At 67.4% G+C, this 24320-nt stretch carries 19 protein-coding genes; 9 read left to right on the top strand and 10 right to left on the bottom strand.

The features are described 5' to 3' along the window. Nucleotides 1-9 precede the first annotated feature (9 nt). The 5 genes from RPQ07_RS18725 to RPQ07_RS18745 all read left to right on the top strand — a co-directional run bounded on the left by RPQ07_RS18725 (nucleotide 10) and on the right by RPQ07_RS18745 (nucleotide 4743). Nucleotides 10-522: a protein jag gene (locus RPQ07_RS18725; RefSeq protein ID WP_313945313.1), complete on the top strand. Its 513-nt coding sequence runs from the start codon at nucleotides 10-12 to the stop codon at nucleotides 520-522. Nucleotides 523-636: 114 nt separating this feature from the next. Then, complete coding sequence (rsmG, locus tag RPQ07_RS18730; protein WP_313945314.1) at nucleotides 637-1353, top strand: 16S rRNA (guanine(527)-N(7))-methyltransferase RsmG; 717 nt, start codon at nucleotides 637-639, stop codon at nucleotides 1351-1353. Between the two features lie 293 nt (nucleotides 1354-1646). After that, nucleotides 1647-2723: a ParA family protein gene (locus tag RPQ07_RS18735; protein ID WP_313945315.1), complete on the top strand. Its 1077-nt coding sequence runs from the start codon at nucleotides 1647-1649 to the stop codon at nucleotides 2721-2723. Continuing rightward, nucleotides 2720-3817: a ParB/RepB/Spo0J family partition protein gene (locus RPQ07_RS18740; protein WP_313945316.1), complete on the top strand. Its 1098-nt coding sequence runs from the start codon at nucleotides 2720-2722 to the stop codon at nucleotides 3815-3817. The genes RPQ07_RS18735 and RPQ07_RS18740 overlap by 4 nt, the downstream gene beginning before the upstream one ends. 308 nt (nucleotides 3818-4125) lie before the next feature. Then, nucleotides 4126-4743, top strand: coding sequence for a GNAT family N-acetyltransferase (locus RPQ07_RS18745; protein WP_313945317.1), 618 nt, complete (start codon nucleotides 4126-4128; stop codon nucleotides 4741-4743). Nucleotides 4744-4830: 87 nt separating this feature from the next. Here the strand turns inward: RPQ07_RS18745 and trxA are convergent, their stop codons facing one another. The 7 genes from trxA to RPQ07_RS18780 form a co-directional block, all read right to left on the bottom strand. Continuing rightward, the gene (gene trxA, locus RPQ07_RS18750; protein WP_313945318.1) at nucleotides 4831-5163 is read right to left on the bottom strand and encodes a thioredoxin; all 333 of its coding nucleotides are present in this window, start codon (nucleotides 5161-5163) and stop codon (nucleotides 4831-4833) included. A gap of 46 nt (nucleotides 5164-5209) precedes the next feature. Next, nucleotides 5210-6184, bottom strand: coding sequence for a thioredoxin-disulfide reductase (trxB, locus tag RPQ07_RS18755; RefSeq protein WP_313945319.1), 975 nt, complete (start codon nucleotides 6182-6184; stop codon nucleotides 5210-5212). A 125-nt stretch (nucleotides 6185-6309) separates the two neighbouring features. Further along, a complete protein-coding gene (locus tag RPQ07_RS18760; protein ID WP_313945320.1) occupies nucleotides 6310-7080 on the bottom strand; it encodes a hypothetical protein in 771 nt (256 codons plus the stop codon). Nucleotides 7081-7208: 128 nt separating this feature from the next. Further along, complete coding sequence (gene sigM, locus RPQ07_RS18765) at nucleotides 7209-7925, bottom strand: RNA polymerase sigma factor SigM (protein ID WP_391843569.1); 717 nt, start codon at nucleotides 7923-7925, stop codon at nucleotides 7209-7211. Between the two features lie 190 nt (nucleotides 7926-8115). Continuing rightward, nucleotides 8116-9834 carry a protein kinase family protein gene (locus RPQ07_RS18770; protein ID WP_313945322.1) on the bottom strand — a complete coding sequence of 573 codons (1719 nt, stop codon included), beginning with the start codon at nucleotides 9832-9834 and terminating at the stop codon, nucleotides 8116-8118. A gap of 120 nt (nucleotides 9835-9954) precedes the next feature. Further along, nucleotides 9955-12108 carry a murein biosynthesis integral membrane protein MurJ gene (murJ, locus tag RPQ07_RS18775; RefSeq protein WP_313945323.1) on the bottom strand — a complete coding sequence of 718 codons (2154 nt, stop codon included), beginning with the start codon at nucleotides 12106-12108 and terminating at the stop codon, nucleotides 9955-9957. A gap of 45 nt (nucleotides 12109-12153) precedes the next feature. Further along, a complete protein-coding gene (locus RPQ07_RS18780) occupies nucleotides 12154-14547 on the bottom strand; it encodes a DUF6049 family protein (protein ID WP_313945324.1) in 2394 nt (797 codons plus the stop codon). Nucleotides 14548-14796: 249 nt separating this feature from the next. Here RPQ07_RS18780 and RPQ07_RS18785 point away from each other — a divergent pair, with 249 nt between their 5' ends. Continuing rightward, nucleotides 14797-16239: a CCA tRNA nucleotidyltransferase gene (locus tag RPQ07_RS18785; RefSeq protein ID WP_313945325.1), complete on the top strand. Its 1443-nt coding sequence runs from the start codon at nucleotides 14797-14799 to the stop codon at nucleotides 16237-16239. Between the two features lie 107 nt (nucleotides 16240-16346). Here the strand turns inward: RPQ07_RS18785 and RPQ07_RS18790 are convergent, their stop codons facing one another. The 3 genes from RPQ07_RS18790 to RPQ07_RS18800 all read right to left on the bottom strand — a co-directional run bounded on the left by RPQ07_RS18790 (nucleotide 16347) and on the right by RPQ07_RS18800 (nucleotide 19574). Then, nucleotides 16347-17639: an MFS transporter gene (locus RPQ07_RS18790; protein WP_313945326.1), complete on the bottom strand. Its 1293-nt coding sequence runs from the start codon at nucleotides 17637-17639 to the stop codon at nucleotides 16347-16349. 76 nt (nucleotides 17640-17715) lie between these two features. Next, nucleotides 17716-18798, bottom strand: coding sequence for an inositol-3-phosphate synthase (locus RPQ07_RS18795; RefSeq protein ID WP_313945327.1), 1083 nt, complete (start codon nucleotides 18796-18798; stop codon nucleotides 17716-17718). Between the two features lie 59 nt (nucleotides 18799-18857). Continuing rightward, nucleotides 18858-19574, bottom strand: a complete 717-nt coding sequence (locus tag RPQ07_RS18800) for a PadR family transcriptional regulator (protein WP_313945328.1) — start codon at nucleotides 19572-19574, stop codon at nucleotides 18858-18860. A gap of 511 nt (nucleotides 19575-20085) precedes the next feature. Here RPQ07_RS18800 and RPQ07_RS18805 point away from each other — a divergent pair. From RPQ07_RS18805 to RPQ07_RS18815, 3 genes are all read left to right on the top strand, one after another. Continuing rightward, a complete protein-coding gene (locus tag RPQ07_RS18805; protein WP_313945329.1) occupies nucleotides 20086-20262 on the top strand; it encodes a hypothetical protein in 177 nt (58 codons plus the stop codon). Nucleotides 20263-20357: 95 nt separating this feature from the next. Then, nucleotides 20358-22646, top strand: coding sequence for a transglycosylase domain-containing protein (locus RPQ07_RS18810; protein WP_313945330.1), 2289 nt, complete (start codon nucleotides 20358-20360; stop codon nucleotides 22644-22646). Nucleotides 22647-22758: 112 nt separating this feature from the next. Continuing rightward, nucleotides 22759-24264 (top strand): glycosyltransferase family 87 protein, encoded by a 1506-nt coding sequence (locus RPQ07_RS18815; protein WP_313945331.1) that lies wholly within the window; start codon nucleotides 22759-22761, stop codon nucleotides 24262-24264. Nucleotides 24265-24320: the final 56 nt, after the last annotated feature.

The raw sequence follows: 24320 nt of genomic DNA on the forward strand, positions 1-24320 counted from the left end.
AGTCCATCCGTGACGGAAGGCACCATCCCCGCTGCCGTAGACAGTGGCGACACCCTGACCCGCCTCGAGCAGGAAGGGGAGATCGCTGCCGACTACCTCGAGGGTCTGCTCGACATCGCCGACCTTGACGGCGACATCGACATGGACGTCGAGGCCGACCGGGCCGCGGTCTCGATCATCAGCGACTCGAGCGGCCGGGATCTGCAGAAGCTCGTCGGCCGTGATGGGGAGGTCCTGGAAGCCCTCCAGGAGCTGACCCGGCTCGCCGTGCACCGCGAGACCGGTGACCGCAGTCGGCTGATGCTGGACATCGCGGGCTTCCGGGCCAGGAAGCGCACCGAGCTCGCCGAGCTCGGTGCCAAGGCCGCCGACGAGGTGAAGAGCTCCGGCGAGCCGGTCAAGCTCGACCCGATGACACCCTTCGAGCGCAAGGTCGTGCACGACGCGGTCGCGGCCGCGGGTCTGCGCAGCGAGTCCGAGGGCGAGGAGCCGCAGCGCTTCGTCGTCGTCCTCCCTGCCTGACCACCATCGTTTCCTCGGCCCCGTCTGTTTCGCAGACGGGGCCGATCTTTGTCAGCCTGATAGTCAGCCACCACGGTCCACATTGCGGCAGTGCGGTACGGAAGGACGGTCCCCGTGACGGAGGCAGCAGAGCTTCCTCAGGCTCCTGAGGAAGCGCGGGCGGTATTCGGCGACTTCTTCCCGGAAGCCGTGCGCTATGCGGAGCTGCTCGCCGACGCCGGCGTGAAGCGCGGCCTGATCGGTCCGCGCGAGGTGCCGCGGCTCTGGGAGCGGCACCTGCTGAACTGCGCTGTGCTCTCCGAGGTGGTCCCGCAGAACGTCACGGTCTGCGATGTCGGCTCCGGAGCAGGGCTCCCGGGTATCCCGCTCGCCCTGGTGCGCCCGGATCTGAAGATCACGCTCCTGGAACCTCTGCTGCGCAGGACGAACTTTCTCCAGGAAGTGGTCGAGCTGCTGGGGCTCGACCATGTGACCGTGGTGCGGGGGCGGGCCGAGGAGGTTCTGGGCTCGCTGCCTCCCGTCCATGTGGTCACGGCCCGTGCCGTGGCTCCGCTCGACCGGCTGGCCGGCTGGGGAGTCCCTCTGCTGCGCCCCTATGGGGAGATGCTGGCGCTCAAGGGCGACACCGCCGAGGAAGAGATCCAGGGAGCACGGGCGGCGCTGAGCAAGCTCGGCGTCGTGGAGACCTCAGTGCTGCATGTCGGCGAGGGCCATGTCGATCCGCTCTCCACCGTGGTGCGCGTGGAGGTCGGGGAGAGCCCCGGCGGGGTGCGTTTCGCGGCCAAGCGGGCGAAGGCGGCCCGGACGAGCCGCACTCGACGACGACGCTGATCCCCGTGCCGTGATCCAGCGGTTCCCTTCTGTCCGGTCCGTACTGTCTATGAGCGATGCTCCATACAAGCTTCCATACGTACGCATTTCGGAGTGTCGTGCGGATGTAGTCCTGCGGCGCGTGCATCGTGTTTCACGTGAAACGTCGCTCACTGCTGCAGGGAATCATCAGCCGCGGCCGAGCAGCCGCCCCCATTCGGAACCGTGCGCCCCTCGTAAGGGCTAGGGAGATGTCCACAGAGGTGGATTCCTCCACAGAACCACGGGCCTCGCTGGTTCACGACCCCGAAAGCATGGCAGGCTCTGTTCATCGCGAGTCTGAAGTCGAGGAGAGTGAATCCTTGCGGTCCGACGCCAACATCGCGGGACCGATGACCGATCCGGTCCCCGGTCCCCGTACTGAGTCGCCAGGGGACGATGTTTCACGTGAAACACCGCCCCCCATGGACGACACCCCCATCGGTCGAGCTGCCCAGCTGGCCGTGGAGGCGCTGGGGCGTGCCGGTGAAGGTCTGCCCCGACCTGATCAGACACGCGTCATGGTTGTCGCCAACCAGAAGGGCGGCGTGGGGAAGACCACTACCACGGTCAACCTCGCTGCCTCGCTCGCCCTGCACGGCGCGCGCGTCCTGGTGGTCGACCTGGATCCACAGGGCAACGCCTCCACGGCGCTGGGGATCGACCACCACGCCGAAGTCCCCTCCATCTATGACGTCCTGGTGGAGAGCAAGCCGCTCTCCGAGGTGGTCCAGCCCGTCCCGGACGTCGAAGGCCTCTTCTGCGCCCCAGCCACCATCGATCTCGCCGGTGCGGAGATCGAGTTGGTGTCGCTGGTGGCGCGGGAGAGCCGACTCCAGCGGGCCATCCAGGCCTATGAGCAGCCACTGGACTACATCCTCATCGACTGCCCGCCCTCGCTCGGTCTGCTGACCGTCAATGCGCTGGTGGCCGGTGCGGAGGTGCTCATCCCCATCCAGTGCGAGTACTACGCACTGGAGGGCTTGGGGCAGTTGCTGAGAAACGTGGACCTTGTGCGAGGGCATCTGAACCCCGCGCTGCATGTGTCGACGATTCTCCTCACCATGTACGACGGCCGAACCCGCCTTGCCTCCCAGGTGGCGGACGAGGTCCGTAGTCACTTCGGTGAAGAGGTGCTGAGGACGAGCATCCCCCGCTCGGTGCGTATCTCAGAGGCCCCGAGTTACGGCCAGACGGTGCTGACCTACGATCCGGGTTCCAGTGGTTCCCTGTCGTATCTGGAAGCAGCTCGTGAGATCGCACTCCGCGGTGTCGGTGTCCAGTACGACCCGCAGCACGCCCAGCTGGGCGGTCAGAACAGCCAGCAGAACATCTCGGAGGGCATCCAGTGAGTGAGCGACGTAGAGGATTGGGGCGTGGGCTCGGTGCGCTGATCCCTGCCGCTCCCCAGGAGAAGCAGGTGCCGCCCAGCGGGGCATCGAACTCTCCAGGGGCAGGTCCCGTACTGACCGCGGAGCGGGGTGTGGCTGCCGCCAAGGTGGCAACGCTGCCGTCGGCCGCCGTCGCGCCCGACGCGACGATGCCCGCAGCGGAGCCGGAAGCTGCGGTGGAGCCCGAGGAGTCGCTCAGCGCGCACTTCGCCGAACTGCCTCTCGACGCGATCACGCCCAACCCGCGTCAGCCTCGTGAGGTCTTCGATGAGGACGCCCTGGCGGAGCTCGTCACCTCCATCAAGGAGGTCGGGCTTCTCCAGCCGGTGGTCGTGCGTCAGCTGGGAACCGAGCGGTACGAGCTCATCATGGGCGAGCGCCGCTGGAGGGCCTGCCGTGAGGCCGGTCTCGAGCGGATCCCCGCGATCGTCCGGCACACGGACGACGAGAAGCTTCTGCTGGACGCCCTCCTGGAGAACCTCCACCGTGCGCAGCTGAACCCGCTGGAAGAGGCTGCGGCCTACGACCAGCTGCTCAAGGACTTCAACTGCACGCACGACCAGCTGGCGGACCGGATCGGCCGGTCACGTCCGCAGGTGTCGAACACGCTGCGTCTGCTGCGGCTGTCGCCTCCCGTTCAGCGCAGGGTCGCCGCCGGTGTTCTCTCGGCCGGTCATGCACGGGCGCTGCTGTCGGTGGATGACTCCGACGAGCAGGACCGCCTCGCCCACCGCATCGTGGCCGAGGGGCTGTCGGTGCGCGCTGTCGAGGAGATCGTGACGCTGATCAACTCGAACCCGAAGAGTGCGGCCAAGCCGAAGAGTCCGCGAGCGGGGACCCGGCTCTCGCCGGCGCTCACCGATCTGGCTTCCCGGCTCTCCGACCGCTTCGAGACCCGCGTGAAGGTCGACCTGGGTCAGAAGAAGGGAAAGATCGTTGTCGAGTTCGCTTCGATAGACGATCTGGAGCGCATCCTCGGCACCCTCGCCCCGGGCGAGGGGCGAGTCCTGGAGAAGGGCCTCACCGAGGATTCGGAGCAGGACGAAGAGGTCTGAGGGCTTCCTCGGTCCCCTGAAGGGCGGGCCGTGTCCGGGTGTTTCACCGGACACGGCCCGCCCTTTGCCATCTGGCGGTACCGATGTCAGGAACAGGTGGATACGATGCGTTCTGGTATAGGCGCATCCACCTTGATCCACCTCAGAGGAGGGCGAGGGACCGTGCGAACGGTTAGCCGTAGCCAACTGGTCACCGCAGGCCTGGGCCTGGGAGCAGTAGGAGGCTTCATCAGCAGCCTGCTCCATGAACGGAGCGCGCTGGCGGCCGCTCGTAGCGCGGCCGGAGAAGGAAGCGAGGAACAGCCTTCATGGGGCGTCGGCTCGTACCCCTCACGCTGGACAACCTTTCGGACCTACCCAAGCGATGCCGAGCGTGCGTCTTCTGGGAACTTGATCCGGTCAGCGGAGAAGCGGCAGTAAAGGCGGGCACGCCGGAGCTGGAGAAGGAAGCCTGGATCTCGGCGGTGCTGCTCGAATGGGGCTCGTGCGGCCGCGTGGTCTACGTCGACGACGTGCCCGTGGGGTTCGTCCTCTACGCACCGCCGGCGTATGTACCCCGGTCCACCGCGTTCCCCACGAGTCCGGTCTCGGCCGATGCCGTCCAGCTGATGACTGCCTGGATCAACCCGGGCTATCAGGGCCAGGGCCTTGGCAGGGTCATCGTGCAGACGGTGGCCAAGGATCTGCTGAGGCGAGGCTTCCGTGCCATCGAAGCATTCGGCGACGCGCGGTGGAAGGAGCCGGCCTGCGTGCTGCCGGCGGACCATCTGCTGGCCGTGGGCTTCAAGACAGTGCGACCGCATCCGACCAACCCGAGGCTGAGGCTGGAGCTGAGGACCACGCTCTCGTGGAAGGAAGATGTGGAGCTCGCACTCGACCGTCTCCTCGGCGCCGTCCAGAAGGAGCCGGCGTTGCGTCCCCTGTGATCGCCTCCTACGACAATGGGCTCATCCCGGTGCGGGATGAGCCCATTCGTGTTTCACGTGAAACATCGACGCCGTGACCACTCGCCACTATTCGGCGATGAAGTTCTCCAGGTCGCGAACGATCGCGGCCTTCGGCTTGGCGCCGACGATGGTCTTGGCGACCTCACCGTTCTGGTACACGTTCAGCGTCGGGATGGACATGACGCCGTACTTGGCCGCGGTGGCCGGGTTCTCGTCGATGTTGAGCTTGACGACCTCGATCTTGTCACCGTGCTCGGCCGCGATTGCTTCGAGGGACGGCGCGATCTGGCGGCACGGTCCGCACCACGCGGCCCAGAAGTCCACGAGTACGGGCTTGTCGCTCTTGAGGACGTCCTCTTCGAAGGAGTCGTCGGTAACGTTCTTCAGGGCGCCGGCCACGGCGACCTCCTTACTTCTGCGGGGTGGAGGGGGAGATGGTTCAGGGTCAGACCGCGGGGGTCTTCTCCGGCTCGGAGACCTGCTCGCTGTCGGCGAGTGCCGCGAGGTAGCGCTCGGCGTCGAGAGCGGCCGAACAGCCGGTGCCGGCAGCCGTGATGGCCTGGCGGTAGGTGTGGTCGACGACGTCGCCGGCGCCGAACACGCCCGTGAGGTTGGTCCGCGTCGACGGAGCCTCGACCTTCAGGTAGCCCTCGTCGTCCAGGTCGAGCTGGCCCTTGAAGAGCTCCGTCCGGGGGTCGTGGCCCACGGCGATGAACAGTCCGGTCACCGCAAGCTCAGAGGTCTCGCCGGACTTGGTGTTGCGCAGGGTCAGACCGGAGAGCTTCTGGTCTCCGTGGATCTGTGCGATCTCGCTGTCCCAGGCGAAGGAGATCTTGGGGTCGGCGAAGGCGCGGTCCTGCATGGCCTTGGAGGCACGCAGCGTGTCACGGCGGTGGACGATGGTGACGGACTTGGCGAACCGGGAAAGGAAGGTCGCCTCCTCCATGGCGGTGTCGCCGCCGCCGATCACGGCGATGTCCTGGCCCTTGAAGAAGAACCCGTCACAGGTCGCACACCAGGAGACGCCACGACCGGACAGCGCGTCCTCGTTCGGCAGACCGAGCTTGCGGTGCTGCGAGCCGGTCGTGACGATGACGGCCTTCGCGCGGTGGACGGTGCCGGCGGTGTCGGTGACAGTCTTGATGTCGCCCGTGAGGTCGACGTTCACGATGTCGTCCGGGACCAGCTCGGCGCCGAACCGCTCGGCCTGAGCGCGCATGTTGTCCATCAGGTCCGGGCCCAGGATGCCGTCGCGGAAGCCGGGGAAGTTCTCCACATCGGTCGTGTTCATCAGCGCACCACCGGCGGTGACGGCACCCTCGAACACCAGCGGCTGCAGCGATGCGCGGGCGGTATACAGGGCTGCCGTGTAACCGGCCGGGCCAGAGCCAATGATGATCACGTTGCGGACGTCGCTCACGGCGTTTTTCCTCGTCTCTGCGGACTGCCTACTGCCTACTGGGCCGGGTCAATGACTCTCACCCCACCCAACGGATCCTAAGGGGCTGGCATTCCCAGGGTGGCCGCACGGCACGGTGGGGCGCGTCAGTGGCGAGGGTACGTGCTCGTCAGTAGGAGTTTTCCCGTGGAAGCGGGAGCGATGTCCACGCAGGCCGCGTCAATGACGTAGGCCTGAACCTGCTGCGTGTCAGAGACATGAGGGAGCACCACCAGGTAGGCGTTCTCCCCCTTGTACACGCCCTTCTCGACAGCGATGGGCGCGTCGGTCCGCCCCGTGCCCTTCTGAACGCAGGTCGGTACGGGTGCCGCGCTGCCCTTCCGGGTGCTGGGCGGCGGTGCGCTGTCGGCAGAGCCGAAGGACTCACTCTTGTCGATCTTTGTGTCGAGGGTGGGCGCTGCGGCCACCAGGTGCTGGACCTGGCGCTCGAGGTTCATGGCTGCGAAGTCCCGGCCGTCGCCGGCAGCAGAGCTGACGCTGGTCTCCTTGGATGCTCCGGCGTCGCCGGCGCCTCCCGGCGACATCGTCTGCATCAGCAGCACACTCACGCCGACAGCGGCCACGCTGACGATGGCGCCGAGCACAGCGGTGCGGCGGCGCCGTCCTTGCCGGGTGCGACCGGGACCGTTGGTGCCACGGGCGTGCCCCGCCGGGCGCTCGCTCGGGCGGGTTTCCTGCGAGCGGGCTGCGGTCGTTGTTTCACGTGAAACATGCGCGTGCTCTTCCGGCGCTGTGGAGTCCAGAAGCGCCTCGGCGGCCAGCGCCGCATCGATGCGGCCCGCGATGTCAGCGGGCATCCGTACGGGACCGGGAAGCGTGCCGAGCGTTTCGCGGATTTCTTGCAGTGAGGCGTGCACATCGGCGCACAGCTCACAGGCGTCCAGGTGCTGTCGCAGATCGGCACTGCGAGACGGTGACAGCAGGCCTTCCGTGAGATCGGAGATCTCCGAGACGTCCGGGTGCTGAGTCATGTCGGCCGTGGATGTCATGCGCGCCCACCTCCGCCCTTCACAGCAGCAGGGTCGGTTGTCGTCCCTGCATCCCTAAGTCCCGACGCCGGTGGGACGGATTTCCCTGGCGTCCGGTTCCTTCCCTCGTTGGACTCGTCGCTATCCCCGGCATCTGCGCGCAGATGGGTGAGCATGGGCAGCAGTCGTGCTCTCCCCCGAGCGCATCGACTTTTCACGGTGCCGGTCGGCACATCGAGGACACGGGCGGCCTCCGCGACCGGGTAGCCCTGCATATCGACCAGCACCAGAGCAGCTCGCTGATCGACAGGAAGCTTCGCGAGCGCCGCCAAGAGCTCGCGGTGCAGATCCTGTCGTTCTGCGGGCGCTTCCGCGGACTCATGGGGCTCAAGGAGCTGTTCCAGGCGCTCTGTATCGTCGACCGGCGACGTCTTGCGGGAGGCGGCCTTGCGAGCCCGGTCGAGACAGGCATTCACCGTGATGCGGTGGAGCCATGTGGTGACAGCGGACTGGCCGCGGAAGGTGTGGGCTGCCCGGAAGGCGGACACGAGAGCGTCCTGCACAGCGTCCGCGGCTTCCTCCCGGTCTCCCAGGGTGCGCAGGGCCACCGCCCAGAGCCGGTCACGATGCCGGCGTACGAGCTCACCAAAAGCCTCGGGGTCGCCCCCGACATGGCGGGCCAGCAGCTCCGAGTCACTGAGTGAGTTGGACGCCCCAGTCGTCACGGCCTCCACCCTCTGTCCGGTACCACCCTGCCTGTGGTCACGCTCGGTCGTGGCTCGGACTGTCTATCACGATTCGAGTCGCGAAGGTCATAGAGATGAAGAGCATAGAGCCGGGCCGATCTCCAGGGGTACGGGCCCGGCTCCCACATCGCTCGTCACGCCACGGTCGGCCGGCGCTGCCTGCCTCGATGACCGGCCCTCAGCGTCCGAGGAGCGTGATCTCCGAGATACCGCCCCGGAAGGAGGACGGGGAGCTGTCCGGAGCCAGTTCGGTGACGCGGACGAGCACATAACGAGTACTCGTCGGCTTGTCGAGCGTGGCCTTCACGTCCTTACCCGCCTTCTCCAGAGCGGTGAGACGTTCGGAGAAGTCCTCGAGCGACGAGGGGGCGGAGGCGTCCTCGCCGGCGGCGAGGACCTCGACCTTCTGGCCACTGCGGTACATGACGACCTCGATGCCGGCGACCTCCTGCACCTTGCCCAGGTCGACGATGATCCCGCTGCCCTGGCGGCGGAACGGGAGATTGCCGAAGTTCGCGGCGCCGTCGTATCGCGGCGTGATCCACGCTGTGTCGGGCTTGCCGTCGACGGCGTTGGGTGCGTCCGCCTCCTGTATGCCGCTGGAGCCGTTGGGCACGAACTCCGACACGTCCTTGATCTCCAGCGGCTTGTCGGGTGCCTTCACCTTGTCGTCGTCACCCTCGCCGGGGTTCGTCTGGGTGTTGCCCGAGCCCTTGTCCTTGTCGATCAGCTTGTCCGCGATCTGCCAGCTGCCGAGGCCCAGTGCCGCAATCAGCAAGGCGGCCACGCCCCACTTGAGGACCCGACCCGTGCGGCTTTCGAGCGGTGCCGGTGGGACGGGCACCGATTGGGTGACTGCCGACCTGGCGTGGTTGCCCGGGCGGCCGTAGGAGCCCTGCTGGTACGTCGTCTGCTGATAGTCGGGGGACGCGGTGAAGGACGGCTCGGGCGGGCGGATGCGGGGCATCGCGGCGACGGCCTTCGCGAGCTCGTCAGGCGTCGTGCACGGCGGCTCTTGGCGGGAAGCCGTGGCGCCGTCGTTGACCAGGGCGCGCATGGCGAGCTCCGAGAGTCCTCGGTGCACCCCCGCACGCACCTGGTCGGGCGCGACCAGGCCGACGCCCTTAGGCAGTCCGGAGAGCCCGTAGGCGTCGCTCTCGTACGGCCAGCGCTGTGTCAGGGCGGCGTAGAGCAGGGCGCCGATCGCTTCGGTGTCGGTGCGTTGCGGGCGCTCCGCCGTGATGCCCCGCAGGGCGGCGTTCACCGCGAGGCCACGGATGCGGTACTGCCCGGTCGAGCTCCGCAGGACCGCGCCGGGGGTGAGCTTCAGATGCGCGAGGCCCTCACGATGCGCCGCGGCCATGGCCTGGGAGAGCTGGTCGACGAGCTGATAGGCGTCGTGCGGTTCCATGGGCCCCATGGCGAGCAGAGCAGTGAGCTCTGTCGCGTCCGGAATCCATTCGTGGACGACGTAGACGAGGTCGTTCTCCTCGACCGCGTCCAGCACCTGCACGAAGCGGGGATCGCCGAGCAGAGCCGAGGAACGGGCCGCTGCAAGGACCGAACGGGCCCGGGGATGGTCCGCGGGCAGCAGGTGGACTCCGACTGCACGGCGCAACTTCTCGTCGACAGCACGCCAGCTGCTGAAACCGTCCAGACGGGTGACGCACTCCTCGAGCCGGTAGCGTCTGGCGAGCTTGTGGCCACTGTGCAGCTCAGGCGTGGCGATGGTGGGCTCGGTGCCCTGCCCGTCGCTGCCTGTGTCCGGCGCGGACTTCTTCGCCGTGTCCTCGGTTTCAGCCGCCCCGTCGTTCGTGGCCTTCCCCGCCTGCGCGGACAGCGGATCATCTCCGCTGTTGTCAGCCACGTCGACGGCGGCCGTGCTACGTTCCGCCACCGTCGTTCCTGCCTCCCCATTCCGTTGCGCATAACCAACAGCCATGCCAATTGTGCCCACAGTCCGCCGCTATGCACGACACGCGGCGACTGACGATGGTTGTGCGAGCCCGCCGTCCGACTAACGGCCGAGGCGTCCGCGCACCATGCCGACCATGGAATTGAGCTCCTCGATGCGCATGCGCTTCGCGGCCAGGAAGAAGACGCCCAGCAGCACCACACCGCCGGCCACCAGCGCGATCAGAGAGCCTCCCGCGCTGATGCCCAGGAGCTGGATGATCCCGTAGGCGGTAAGGCCCGCTGCGGCCGCGGCAGGCACGGACGCCATGCAGAGACGGGCATAGGTGCGCATGACGCGGGTGCCGTCCAGATCGCCGCCGAGCCGCTTCTTGAGCCGCCGCCAGGCGATGCCCACACCGACCATGTACGCGAGGCCGTAGGAGGCGGCCATGCCGACGACCGCCCAGCGGGCGGGGAGAACCACGAAGGCGATTCCGGAGGCGGCGGCATTGACGAGGGCGACGATGACCGTGTTGTAGAACGGGGTCCTGGTGTCCTCGTAGGCGTAGAAGCCGCGGAGCACGACGTACTGCACCGAGTACGGGATGAGGCCCAGACCGAACGCCATCAGCGTGTAGCCGATGCCGAGAGCACCCTCCGAGCCGGATCCGGCGTAAAGCAGCGTTGCCATCGGTACGCCCAGGGCGACGAAGGCGAAGGCGCAGGGAACGATCGCGACGGCAGAGGTGCGCAGGCCGTACGAGATGTCGTCGCGCACCGCGGCGGGGTCGCCGTCGTGGGCGGAGCGGGAGATGCGGGGCAGGACCGCCGTCATCACGGACACGGTGATGATGGCCTGCGGCATCTGCCAGAGCAGCAGCGCGTAGTTGTAGGCGGTGATACCGGTGCCGGTGTAGTTGTCCTCTTCGGCGATCGAGCCGGCCCAGGTGGCCAGCTGGGTGACCACGATCATGCCCAGCTGGTTGGCGAGGACGAAGAAGAAGGTCCACTTGGCGAGCCCCACGGCCTTGCCCAGCCCGTGGCCGCGCCAGTCGAACCGCAGTCGCATCTTGAAGCCCGCGTCCCGCAGATACGGGATCATCGCGAGTGCTTGGACGGTGAGCCCGAGGAGGGTGCCGAGGCCCAGCAGGCGGACACCTTCGGGAGTGATGGTGGAACCGCTGACACCGGACTCCGTGAAGCTGCCGAACGCCCAGATGAAGGCGCCGAAGGTCACGATGATGACGATGTTGTTCAGGACCGGGGTCCACATCATCGCGCCGAAGCGGCCGCGGGCGTTCAGGATCTGGCCCAGCACCACATGCAGACCCATGAAGAACATGGTCGGCAGGCAGTAGCGGGCGAAGGTGACCGTGACCTCCATCCGCTGGGGGTCGGAGGCGATCTCCGCCGACATCATCCGGACCAGCAGCGGGGCCGCCAGGACACAGACGGCCGTGACGCCCGCCAGCAGGACGACCACGAGCGTGAGGAGGCGGTTGGCGTACGCCTCGCCCCCGTCGTCGTCGTTCTTCATGGCCCGGACGAGCTGGGGGATGAACACGGCGTTGAGGGCGCCGCCGCCGACCAGGACGTAGATCATCGTCGGCAGGACGTTGGCGACCTGGTAGGAGTCGTTCAGGGTGCCGACGCCGATCGCCGCGGCCATCACCAGGGTCCGCAGAAAGCCCGTGAGCCGCGAGACGATCGTGCCCGCGGCCATCACGGCGCTGGACTTCAGCAAGCTGCTGGCCCTGCCGCCGGACTTCGCGGGTGCCGGCGCTGTCGGCAGCGGTTCAGGGGCCGGAGCCGTCTGCCCGGAGCTCTCCTGGTCACGGAAGAGGTGCGCGAACGCGTCGTTCTCCTGCTCCTCCTCGCCTGCGTGGGTCACCAGGTCGTCGACACCCGTGTACTGGGTCGTCCTGGCGTCGTCGCCGTAGGGCAGAAGACGGGACGCCCCGCCGGGCTCGGGCGGCGGGGTCTGCGCCCAGACTCGGGGGTCGGGAGCGTGCTGCGGCGACTGCGGCTGCTGGTAGAGCGGCGGCGGCTCCTGGTAGGTGCCGGGAGGCGGCGGGGGGTGGGAGGCACGGTCGTACAGCGCCTCGGACACGGGGTCCTGGGCGGACAGATCCTGCTCCCGGTAGGGGTCGCGGTCGTACGCCTCCTGGACGTACGGATCCTGCGCATAGGGGTCGGGCGCGGGTGGCGGCGGGACCTGGCCTGCCGGGTCCACGCCCGCGCCCTGACCGCGGTCACCGTCGTACGGCGCGTTCATTGCTACCCCACCTCATCGTCCCCGGCCGACCGGCCACGACATCGCTCAACGGTCCACTTTCTCACCCGTACTCGACGGGTTGTCGCTTTCCCGTCCGGTGTCCGGCGTCGGGTCACTCGCCTGCCCGGGATCCGGGTCGGCGATGTCACCCTCGGGCCCCGTGGGCTCATCCGGTGCGTCACCCCCGTCCGGCGTGGGCTCCGCGCTCGCGGAACCGTCGTCGCCGCCGTCCTTGCCGTCGGAGCCTTCGCCGTCCGCAGCGATCGGCTCCTGGGAGGCCGACCGCTTGCGCTGGCTGTACATGCGGACCCCGGCGAGGACCAGCAGCAGAACACCGCCGGCGATGACGAGCATCACGGTGGGGGTGATCTCGGAGACCTTCACCGTGAACTGCATCTTCTCGCCGTACGGCTTGCCGTCCTCGGTGTAGAGCTGTGCCGTCATCTTCACCGGGCCGTTCGCATTGGCCGCGGCGTCGAACTTCACCGACTGGCTGTGCCCGCCCTCGACCTTGATCGGCCGCTCCGCGATGGCGTTGTCGTCGTCGAGGCTCAGGCGGGTGGCGTTGTCCGAGCTGAGCCGCAGGACCAGGCCGTCGATGCCCTGGACCAGCCTGTTCTGCACGGTGACGGGAATGGTCGCACTCCGCCCCGACAGCGTGACCTGCGACTTCTCGATCAGCTTCACCTGCTCGGTGAGCACCTGGAGGTTGCTCCGCACGCTGTCGCGATAGAGCTGCGCGTCCTCAGGGAGCCCTCTCCAGGAGGTGGACATCTCCCGGTCGATGGACCTGCCGAACGGCGCCGCCACGCGGTCTTCCAGCGTCAGGATGACCGTGAAGTTGTCGAGCCCGCTCTGGGTGGTGCGGATGTCCTCGAACGCCCGGACCGGTAGTTCCTGCTCCCGGAGCCGTCCGGGGTACCGCGACGTGGCGGGCACCTTCGTCGTGGCGTCGGCATCCGGCTTGACGCCCGCCGCAGCGACCAGGTCCAGCGGCTGGGTCCAGCGCTGACCGTCGAGTGCCGCGATCGCGCGCGCCATGGACTGCGCCTGGGAGGCGCTGGGCCTGCGCTGCGGGGCGACGACAATGCTTCGTTGGTTGTCCGGGTCCTGGCGGGTCACGGCCAGCGTCTGAGCGAGGAACTTCTGGACCGCAAGCGTGGAACTGCCGGAGTCCAGCATGTTGCCTTCGAAGGCCTTGGAGAGCCGTGCGTCGGCCACCACGGCCGTCGTACCGCCACCGATGGGCCGTGCCGCCGTGGGCGTGTACGCCAGATCGTCGCGCAGGCTGTCGCTGCGGGCGATGACCTTGTGGGCGCCGGCCGAGGTGGCGACATCCACGATCGACGAATCGATCGCTCCGTCGACGGGCCAGGCGAAGTCGACGGACGGCTTCACATGGACGATCGTCTCGACGGTCTTCTCCGCGACCACGGTGGCCGGCTGCAGGTGACTGAGGGAGCCCGAGACGTTCTTGCCGCGGTGGGCCAGCGAAGCGAGATCGGGATCCGCGAACGGCAGCGCGATGACCTTGCGCCCCTGGACGGCCGCCTCCACCGCGTTCAGCCATTGCTTGGCGACCGCCTGGTTCTTGCCGGCGACCGTGGTCGTACCGCTCTTGACGCGGTAGTTCCTGGTCATCGCATCGACGGTGGCCAGAAGATCCGGGTCGATGACCCAGGTGACGGGCAGTTCACTGCCGAGGCTGACGAGCTGTCCGAGCCGTCCATCAGGTGCCAGCTCCTTGGCCAGCTCCTCGTCCTCGAAGACCGGTGTCTGCTGCTCGTCCGAGCCCGTCTCCGACGTGAGGTGGGTCGACGAGATCAGCGGCCAGAGATAGGTGAACTGCGTCTTCTTCTCGGTGGCCTCCGGCTGCCAGGGCAGGAAGGTCCGCTCGATACCCCGCACCTGATCGAAGGGCTCGTCGGGTGTCCGGCCCTCGAGTGCCACGCCGAGCTGATAGACGCCGTCCTCGTCGAGGTTCAGTTCACTGACGGGGACTGTGAGCGAGAACTCCCGGCTGATGCCGGAGACGAGCTTGGGAAGCTTCGCCGCGAACTTGGCATCGACTCGGGAACCGTCGGCGCCGTCGATGAAGCCGGTCCGCTCGGAGGCACGGTCGATGGCATTCCTGCCTTCGAGCTGCGGCCCGATCCGCACGCCGATCTCGGCGTCCGTGACGGTCTGCTTGCCCTCATTGGTGACCGTGCCGGAGATGGTGATCTTGTCGTTCGGTCCTGGGGCGGTCGGTGTCATCGTGTCGATGGACACATCCACCATGTTCGAGCCTGTGGCGTCCTCGTCGGCGTGCGCCGAAGGTGCGGCCGGCCCGATGAGGAGCCCGGCCACGAGCGGAGCGCCGGCGATCATGGAGGCTGTGCGCCGCAACCACCGGCGGGCAGGAGAAGTCATCCCCTGGAAGTCTGCCGCCTCCGTCACGCGCTCGTCCGTCCCTCGTCGTCTGATGCCGTCGGTCGTTGTCACTCAGTGCGTCCACGCATGGTAACGAGGTCCGCTGTGCCGAAGTGCCGCGGAGTGCCTCACAAGATCGCAAGGAACTGTGGGGACTCCATGGAGTCCGGTGAGAAGTCGATCATCGGTCCACGGCCGGGTAGCGCCACGGCGACGGTGCGAGCGGCCCATAAACAGGGGCACCGGGCCCGGCGGGGGCACGTACCCTCTTCTGTTGTGCCGAACGCCAATGAAGACAACCCCAACGCCCTGAGCCAGGTGCAACGCCGTGCGGTGACGGAACTACTCCGTGTAGCGCCCGTCGCCGATGACCTCGCCCGTCGCTTCCAGGAAGCCGGGTTCAGCCTCGCCCTTGTCGGCGGCTCGGTCCGGGACGCGTTGCTCGGCCGGCTCGGCAATGATCTGGACTTCACCACGGACGCCCGCCCCGAGGATGTCCTGAAGATCATTCGCCCCTGGGCCGATTCCGTATGGGACGTGGGTATCGCCTTCGGCACGGTCGGGTCCCAGAAGGACGGCTACCAGATCGAGGTCACGACCTACCGCTCCGAGGCGTACGACAGGACCTCCCGCAAGCCTGAGGTGTCCTACGGCGATTCCATCGAGGACGACCTGGTCCGTCGTGACTTCACGGTGAACGCGATGGCCGTGGCGCTGCCCGAGAAGGAGTTCATCGACCCGCACCACGGCCTGGAGGATCTGGCCGCACGCGTGCTGCGGACGCCGGGAACGCCGCAGGAGTCCTTCTCCGACGACCCGCTGCGCATGATGCGGGCCGCCCGCTTCGCCGCGCAGCTGGACTTCGAGGTGGCCCCCGAGGTCGTCACGGCGATGAAGGGCATGGCCGAGCGCATCGACATCGTCTCCGCCGAGCGGGTGAGGGAGGAGCTGAACAAGCTCCTCCTCTCCGCCCACCCCCGCAAGGGGCTGGCCCTGCTCGTCGATTCCGGCCTGGCTGAGCGGGTGCTGCCCGAGCTGCCCGCGCTGCGACTGGAGAGCGATGAGCACCACCGGCACAAGGACGTCTACGAGCACTCCCTGACGGTTCTGGAACAGGCCATCGATCTGGAGGAGGACGGCCCGGATCTGATCCTGCGGCTGGCCGCTTTGCTGCATGACATCGGGAAGCCCCGGACGAGGCGCTTCGAGAAGGACGGCGGGGTCTCCTTCCATCACCACGAGGTGGTCGGAGCGAAGATGACCAAAAAGCGGATGACCGCGCTGAAGTACTCCAACGAGATGGTGAGGGATGTCTCGCGCCTGGTGGAGCTGCATCTGCGGTTCCACGGTTACGGAGCCGGCGAGTGGACCGACTCGGCCGTGCGTCGCTACGTCCGGGACGCGGGACCGTTGCTCAGCCGGCTCCACAAGCTGACCCGCTCCGACTGCACCACCCGCAACAAGCGCAAGGCTGCCGCGCTGTCCCGGGCCTACGACGGGCTCGAAGAGCGGATCGAGCAGCTGAAGGAGCAGGAGGAGCTGGACGCCATCAGGCCCGACCTGAACGGCAACCAGATCCAGGAGGTCCTGGGGGTCGGCCCCGGTCCGGTGATCGGCAAGGCGTACGCGTTCCTGCTGGAGCTTCGGCTGGAGAACGGCCCGATGGAGGAAGACGCCGCCGTGGCAGCCCTGAAGGAATGGTGGGCGACGCAGGACTGAGCCTCCTGACGCGAGCTCGACCGTGAAGCGGCTCGATGTTTCACGTGAAACATCGAGCCGGGCAGTGCACTGAGGGGCGATGTTTCACGTGAAACATTGCCCCTTTGTTATGGCCGCAGGGGATCGGATCCCTGCGGTGTCGCGTCCGCCCGGCTCCACCGGACCATCGCCGCGGCGATGGCTGCGTAGATGAGGGACACGAGAAGCACCAGATGGATCGATCGACCGTCTGGCGGCAACATCAGCGCCGCGACGGCGGCAGCGCCCACGAACGCCACATTGAACAGAACGTCGTAGAGCGAGAAGACGCGGCCGCGATAGGCATCGTCCACCGATGTCTGGATCACGGTGTCCGTCGTGATCTTCGCGCCTTGAGTGATGAGTCCCAGGACGAACGCCGCGACCAGTATCGGCACGGGGGCGAATGGCAGCCCCAGGGCGGGCTCCAGGACGGCGGCGGTTCCGGCGCAGGCCACGAGCCAGCCGTAGGTTCCGAGTCTTTCGACGGCCCATGGAGTCACCACGGCCGCCGCGAAGAAGCCGGCACCCGAGACGGCGATGGCGATGCCGAGCAGAGCGAGACCGTCCTTCTCGTCCTGGTACCAGGCGTACCGGCACAGCATCAGAACCATGACCGTCAGCGCCCCGTAGCTGAACCGCATCAAGGTCATGGCGATCAGTACCCGCACCGCGGGCTTGCGGCTCGCCAGGTGCCGTACTCCGCTCGCCAGGCCGCGTGCCGTGGAGGCGATCGCGGAGAGCAATCGACGCTGCTGCAACTCCTGGTCCGGACCGAGCAGTTGGCGGCCCATGCGGAGTGAGGCGAGAGCAGAGCACAGATAGAGCGCGGCGCCGAGCAGGACCACCACGGCGTCGGAGTTGTCGGACAGCAGTCGTACGGCGAAGGCCAGGCCTCCGCCGGCTGTCGCCGCGAGCGTACCGGCGGTGGGTGAGAGGGAGTTGGCCATGACGAGCCGGTCCGCGTCGACGACCCGGGGCAGGGCGGCGGAGAGGCCGGCCAGGACGAAGCGGTTGACCGCGGTGACCGACAGGGCAGAGGCGTAGAACAGCCAGTCGGGCACGGAGGCGAGGATCAGCAGCGCGGTGCAGGAGGCGAGCAGCGCCCGCAGCAGGTTTCCGTAGAGGAAGACCTGCCGACGCTGCCAGCGGTCCAGCAGGACTCCGGCGAACGGGCCGATCAGGGAGTACGGGAGCAGCAGGACAGCCATGGCGGAAGCGATGGCGGCCGGGGAGGTCTGCTTCTCGGGGGAGAAGACGACGTACGTGGCAAGCGCGACCTGGTAGACGCCGTCGGCTGCCTGGGATAGCAGCCGGACCGTGAGCAGTCGGCGAAAGTCGGTCAGGCGCAGGAGTACGCGCAGATCACGTACGACGGGCATGTGATCAAGCCTCACATACGCCGAGGGTCCCCGGGCGGATAACCCGGGGACCCTCGGCGGACCATCGGTTGAACGCTTAGCGCTCGACCTCGCCCTTGATGAACTTCTCGACGTTGGCGTAGGCCTCGTCGTCGAAGTACTGCACCGGCGGGGACTTCATGAAGTACGAGGACGCGGAGAGGATCGGGCCACCGATACCCCGGTCCTTGGCGATCTTCGCGGCGCGCAGGGCGTCGATGATGACACCCGCGGAGTTCGGGGAGTCCCAGACCTCGAGCTTGTACTCCAGGTTCAGCGGGACGTCACCGAAGGCACGGCCCTCGAGGCGGACGTACGCCCACTTGCGGTCGTCCAGCCAGGCCACGTAGTCCGACGGACCGATGTGGACGTTCTTCTCGCCCAGCTCGCGGTCGGGGATCTGCGAGGTGACGGCCTGCGTCTTCGAGATCTTCTTGGACTCGAGGCGGTCGCGCTCCAGCATGTTCTTGAAGTCCATGTTGCCGCCGACGTTGAGCTGCATGGTGCGCTCAAGACGGACACCGCGGTCCTCGAACAGCTTCGCCATCACGCGGTGCGTGATGGTGGCACCCACCTGGGACTTGATGTCGTCACCGACGATCGGGACGCCCGCCTCGGTGAACTTGTCCGCCCACTCCTTGGTGCCGGCGATGAAGACCGGGAGAGCGTTGACGAAGGCGACCTTGGCGTCGATGGCGCACTGCGCGTAGAACTTCGCAGCGTCCTCGGAACCGACGGGCAGGTAGCAGATCAGGACGTCGACCTGCTTGTCCTTGAGGGTCTGGACAATGTCGACCGGCGCCTCGGACGACTCCTCAATGGTCTGGCGGTAGTACAGGCCCAGGCCGTCGAGGGTGTGGCCGCGCTGCACGGTGACGCCGGTGTTCGGCACGTCGCAGATCTTGATGGTGTTGTTCTCGCTGGCGCCGATGGCGTCCGCCAGGTCGAGGCCGACCTTCTTGGCGTCCACGTCGAAGGCGGCCACGAACTCCACGTCACCGACGTGGTAATCGCCGAACTGCACGTGCATCAGACCCGGCACCTTGCCGGCCGGGTCGGCGTCCTTGTAGTACTCGACGCCCTGCACCAGCGAGGCGGCGCAGTTGCCCACGCCGACGATGGCTACGCGAACCGAACCCATTCCGGTTGCTCCCTGTGTGATCTCGGTATTCCGGATGAAACCCTGCGGACCGCGGGGTCTCACTTGGTGGTGTCGTCGGACGGATCCGGCGGGGTGGAGGGCCCGGGGGAGGATCCCCCGGACGACTCGGCACTCCCGTACCGGGGCAGGCCGCCCGTCGCTCCAGATGTTCTGTCCTGCTGAGCTGCGCTCTCGGAGGAGGGCTGTTGCCGGCCCCGCCCCGCTCGCTCGCTCTCGATGAGCTCGTTCAGCCAGCGCACTTCGCGCTCCACGGACTCCATGCCGTGCCGCTGAAGCTCAAGGGTGTAGTCGTCGAGGCGCTCCCGTGTGCGGGCGAGGGAGGCGCGCATCTTCTCCAGGCGCTCCTCCAGCCTGCTGCGACGGCCTTCCAGCACCCGCATCCGCACCTCGCGCTCCGTCTGCCCGAAGAAGGCGAAGCGAGCAGCGAAGTGCTCGTCCTCCCAGGTGTCCGGGCCGGTGTGCGAGAGCAGCTCCTCGAAATGCTCCTTACCTTCTGCCGTCAACCGGTAGACGATCTTGGCGCGGCGCCCTGCGAGTGACGCGGCGAGAGCATCCTCGGGAGCACTTCCCGGTTCCTCGATCAACCAGCCGTTGGCGACCAGCGTCTTGAGGCAGGGGTAGAGGGTTCCGTAGCTGAAGGCGCGGAAGATCCCCAGCGACGTATTGAGCCGTTTGCGCAGCTCATAGCCATGCATCGGGGCTTCACGGAGCAGACCGAGGACGGCGAACTCGAGGATGCCGGAGCGCCTGCTCACCGACTACCTCCTTTGCCATCCCGGTCGCTTATGTCGTGCTGATGTATCGACTCGATACATCAGCACGATAGGCCCGTGTGCCTCCTGCGACAAGGGGGGTCATCGTGAACGGCGTCACATCATCAATTCACAGCAGGCAACTTGCCTGATTTGGGGTGAACTTCATTGCTAGGTGGGTTTTGACCGTGCGTAGTCTGTGCGGCATGCAGACCACCGGGAACCATGAGACGCCTGTGTGCGTCCTCGCCGTGGATGCGCAGCGGATGAGCTCTTTCGGGAGCTGGTCCGTATCCATTTCGGGGGGACCGGAACTCAACTGCCGCTTCCAGGCGTCTCGCCTGCCCGAGGAGTAGTCGTTCGATGAGCGAGCACCGTCGCAAACCGCCGCAGCCGCAAGGTGGCGGGCGTGCGGCTGCCAGGCGCGCCGCCCAGCAGCCCACTGGCCGCCGCGCAGCCCCCCGGGGCACCGGCTCGGAATCTCCCTCCGCTTCGTACGGTGAGGAGCGGACTTATGGTGGCCGGGCCGAGGCTCGCCGCGCCGCACAGCGTGGTGGCAGCCGCCGGCGCGTCGACGAAGCCGCGGGCGCCGGGCACGGCGGCCGCGGTGGTGGTCGCCGCGGTGGCGGTGGTGGCGGGGGCCATGAAGGGCCCGGCCGGGGCGGTGGTGGCCCCGGCAAGAAGCGTCTGATCGACTATCCGCGCCACAACAAGTACGGATGGCGACGCTGGGTTCCTTCGTGGAAGCTCGTCACCGGGTTGTGCATCGGCTTTCTCGGCAGTCTCATGGCGGCAGCCACCATCGCCTACGCGATGGTGGAGGTCCCCGACCCGAGCAAGACCGCCGAGGCGCAGAACAACGTCTACTACTGGGCCGACGGCAAACAGATGGCCGCCACCGGTGGGGAGATCAACCGTCAGATCGTCGGGATCGGGGAGATCCCGCAGGCCATGCAGAACGCGGTGATCTCGGCGGAGAACAAGACGTTCAAGACCGACTCGGGCATCGACCCCATGGGTATCGGCCGGGCTGTGGTCAACATGGCCAAGGGCGGCCAGACCCAGGGTGGCTCGACCATCACCCAGCAGTACGTGAAGAACGCGCGGCTCGGCGACCAGTCGCAGACTCTGAGCCGTAAGGCCAAGGAGCTGTTCATCTCCATCCGTGTCGGTACCGACATGGACAAGTCGGAGATCATGGCCGGCTATTTGAACACCTCGTACTACGGGCGTGGTGCTTATGGCATCCAGGCCGCGGCCCGTACGTACTACGGGAAGAACGCCAAGGCCCTGGACCCCAGCGAGTGCGCTTTCCTCGCCTCGCTGCTCAAGGGTGCGACGTACTTCGATCCGGCCGGTTCCGTGGACATCGATCCGGCAGCGACGCCGAAGGCCAATCTGGCCCGCGCGACGGAACGCTGGCAATGGATCATGAACGAGATGGTCAAGGACGGGCATCTGAGTGCTGCCGAGCGGGCGAAGTACCCCTCGTTCCCGATGCCCCAGTCCGTCTCGAAGGGGGCGAAGCTCGGTGGGCAGGTCGGCTATCTGGTCGATCTCGCCAAGTCGAACTTCCTCAACAACAACGAAGACATCGACGCGAACGACCTCGCGCGTGGTGGCTACGAGATCCACACCACCTTCGACAAGAAGAAGATCGATCAGCTCGAGAAGGCGGTGAAGAAGGTCCGCGAGGCCAACATCAAGCCCGACAAGCGGCCGGAAACGGACACCCACGTCCAGTTCGGCGGTGCCTCGGTCGACCCGCGGACCGGTGCAATCGTCGCCATCTACGGCGGTGAGGACGCGACCAAGCACTTCACCAACAACGCCAACGAGACCGGTGCCCAGGTCGGATCGACCTTCAAGCCGTTCGTCCTGGCAGCCGCCATGCGTGACGGTGTGCGCGACCCTCAGGGCGGCGCGGACCAGGGCAGTGACGAGCGGACGATCGTCGACCCGGACAAGAGCGTCTACAACGGCCAGAACAAGCTCAAGATCAAGGAATACGACGGCTCGGTGTGGCAGAACGAGGAGGGGAAGGAGTGGCTGCAGACGAACGACGGCGATGAGTCGTACAAGAACATCACGCTGCGTGAAGCCATGATCCACTCCGCCAACTCGCCGTTCGTGCAGCTCGGCATGGACGTCGGTATCCCGGTGGTCCGCCAGGCGGCCATCGACTCCGGTCTTCTCGAGAGCTCGCTCAACAAGTCGGACGTTCCCTCGTTCTCGATCGGTATCTCCTCCCCCAGCGCCATCCGTATGGCCGGCGCCTACGCAACCTTCGCGGCCGAGGGCGAGCAGCGTGCCCCGTACTCCGTCAAGGAGGTGAAGCGGGAGGGCAAGACGATCTACCAGCACAAGGACGACCCCGTCGGGAAGTTCACTCCGGCCGTCGCCAACAACGTGACCGATGTGCTCAAGGACGTCGTCGAGGACGACGAGGGCACCGGCAAGAACGCGCGCCTGCCGGGACGTGAGGTCGCCGGCAAGACCGGTACGACCGACGGCAACAAGTCCGCCTGGTTCGTGGGCTACACCCCGCAGCTGTCGACCGCGATCGACATGTACCGCCTCGACGACAACGAGAAGAACGCCAAGCGCGGCTTCCTCGAGATGTTCGGAACGGGTGGCCAGAAGAAGATCCACGGTGCGTCGTTCCCGTCGGAGATCTGGCAGGCGTACATGAAGGAAGCCCTCAAGGGCCAGAAGGTCATGAAGTTCCCTGAGCCGGAGCCGCTCGGACAGGCTGTCTGGGGTGGCGGAGCGGTGAGCCCGTCTCCCACGCCGTCCGAGACGCCGAGCGAGACGCCGTCCGAGACCCCGAGCGAGACGCCGTCCGAGACCCCGACCGAGAGTCCTGACCCGTCCGAGTCGTGCAACCCGTGGGAGGACATCACCTGCGGTACGCAGGGTGGTGCCACCGGCGGCCAACCCGGCGGTTCGGACAACGGCGGAGGCGACAACGAAGGGTCGGACGGCGGCCCGACAAGCAGTTCGTCGCCACCGGCGGGCAACGGGGGCAACAACGGCAACAACAACGGAGGCCTCTTCGGGGGCCCAGGGGGCTAGCGCCCCCGCCGTAGCTCCGTGACCACAGGGCCGTCGCAGCCGGGACGCACAGCGTGCGTAACGATGCGGCGGCCCTGCGGCGTATCCGTTCCCGTACGGCAGGATGTGCACCATGCCCAGCGCAGAAGAGACGAGCGTGTACGAGGACAGGCCGGATGTACGGCCCACCCGGCGGGATTCCGTCGCCGCGTCCGGCAGCGAGCTGATCGGTGGTCCGGCCGGCCGCTGGGCCCTGCGTGTCCGCAGCGGCTATCTGACGCCCGTACGGGTCGTGGCACTGGTGGCCATCGGCATGTTCGCGCTGGGCATGGTGCAGAAGATGCCCTGTTACAACTGGGCCTGGTTCCGGGGCACCAGCTCGCAGTACACGCACGCCTGCTATTCCGACATTCCGCATCTCTTCCTGGGGCGCGGCTTCTCGGAGGGGCTCATCCCGTACTTCGACCGGCTGCCCGGTGACATGGAGTACCTGGAGTATCCGGTGCTGACCGGTCTGTTCATGCAGGTGGCGTCCTGGCTGAATCTGGCCGACGGCTCGCTTCAGCAGCAGGAGCAGGCCTACTGGATGATCAACGCAGGCATGCTCATGATCTGCACGGCGGTCATCGCTGTCTGTGTGGCCCGCACACACCGCCGCCGGCCGTGGGACGCGCTCCTGCTGGCCCTGGCGCCCGCGTTCGCCCTCACCGCGACCATCAACTGGGATCTGCTGGCGGTGGCACTGACGGCCGCAGCGATGCTGATGTGGTCCCGCGGCCGGACGCTGGCCTTCGGCATCCTCATCGGGCTGGCGACCGCTGCCAAGCTCTATCCCGTACTTCTGCTGGGCCCCTTGCTCCTGCTGTGCTGGCGGGCCGGCAAGTGGCGAGAGTTCGCCACCGCGGCGCTGGGCGCGGCGGGCGCGTGGTTCGTCGTCAATCTGCCGGTGATGGCGCTGGCGCCCGAGGGCTGGAAGAAGTTCTACACATTCAGCCAGGAACGGCAGATCGACTTCGGCTCGTTCTGGCTGATCATCACCCAGCGCACCGGCGAGGGCATCGACGTCGAGAAGGTGAACACCTACGCGACGCTGCTCATGCTCCTGGCCTGCGCGGGGATCGCGGCGCTCGCGCTCGGAGCGCCCCGGCGGCCGCGTCTCGCCCAGCTCGCCTTCCTGGTCGTCGCCGCGTTCATCCTCACCAACAAGGTCTACTCGCCGCAGTACGTCCTGTGGCTGATCCCGCTCGCGGTGCTGGCACGGCCGCGCTGGCGCGACTTCCTGATCTGGCAGGCCTGCGAGGTCATGTACTTCCTCGGGATCTGGATGTACCTCGCCTACACGACCAGCACCAAGCACCAAGGACTGCCGCCCGAGGGGTACCAGGTGGCGATCGCCCTGCATCTGCTGGGGACGCTCTATCTGTGCGCCGTGGTGGTGCGGGACATCCTGATGCCGGAGCGGGACGGCGTACGGCAGGACGGCTCGGACGACCCGTCGGGCGGTGTGCTCGACGGGGCGGAGGACGTCTTCGTCGTAGGGCATGCGGCGCGCCCTGCGCGGCATGCGGCGCACGCGGTGGAGGGACTGAAGGTGGAATGGGGAACGGGGCCGCGAAGGGCCGGCGGAGCCCAGTCGTAGGGCCGGAACCCGTCATGGGGCGCCCGGTGGGTCACCGACCCCCGGGCGGCCCTCAG

It is taken from the genome of Streptomyces sp. AM8-1-1, from assembly GCF_032229325.1.
GTDB lineage: Bacteria > Actinomycetota > Actinomycetes > Streptomycetales > Streptomycetaceae > Streptomyces > Streptomyces achmelvichensis.

Coding starts and splice junctions, on each gene's coding strand:
- RPQ07_RS18735 (WP_313945315.1), top strand. CDS start 1,647: ATGGCAGGCTCTGTTCATCGCGAGTCTGAAGTCGAGGAGAGTGAATCC.
- RPQ07_RS18805 (WP_313945329.1), top strand. CDS start 20,086: ATGGTGGCCGGGCCGAGGCTCGCCGCGCCGCACAGCGTGGTGGCAGCC.
- RPQ07_RS18790 (WP_313945326.1), bottom strand. CDS start 17,639: ATGCCCGTCGTACGTGATCTGCGCGTACTCCTGCGCCTGACCGACTTT.
- RPQ07_RS18810 (WP_313945330.1), top strand. CDS start 20,358: ATGGCGGCAGCCACCATCGCCTACGCGATGGTGGAGGTCCCCGACCCG.
- RPQ07_RS18815 (WP_313945331.1), top strand. CDS start 22,759: ATGCCCAGCGCAGAAGAGACGAGCGTGTACGAGGACAGGCCGGATGTA.
- murJ (WP_313945323.1), bottom strand. CDS start 12,108: ATGAACGCGCCGTACGACGGTGACCGCGGTCAGGGCGCGGGCGTGGAC.
- RPQ07_RS18795 (WP_313945327.1), bottom strand. CDS start 18,798: ATGGGTTCGGTTCGCGTAGCCATCGTCGGCGTGGGCAACTGCGCCGCC.
- RPQ07_RS18745 (WP_313945317.1), top strand. CDS start 4,126: ATGGGGCGTCGGCTCGTACCCCTCACGCTGGACAACCTTTCGGACCTA.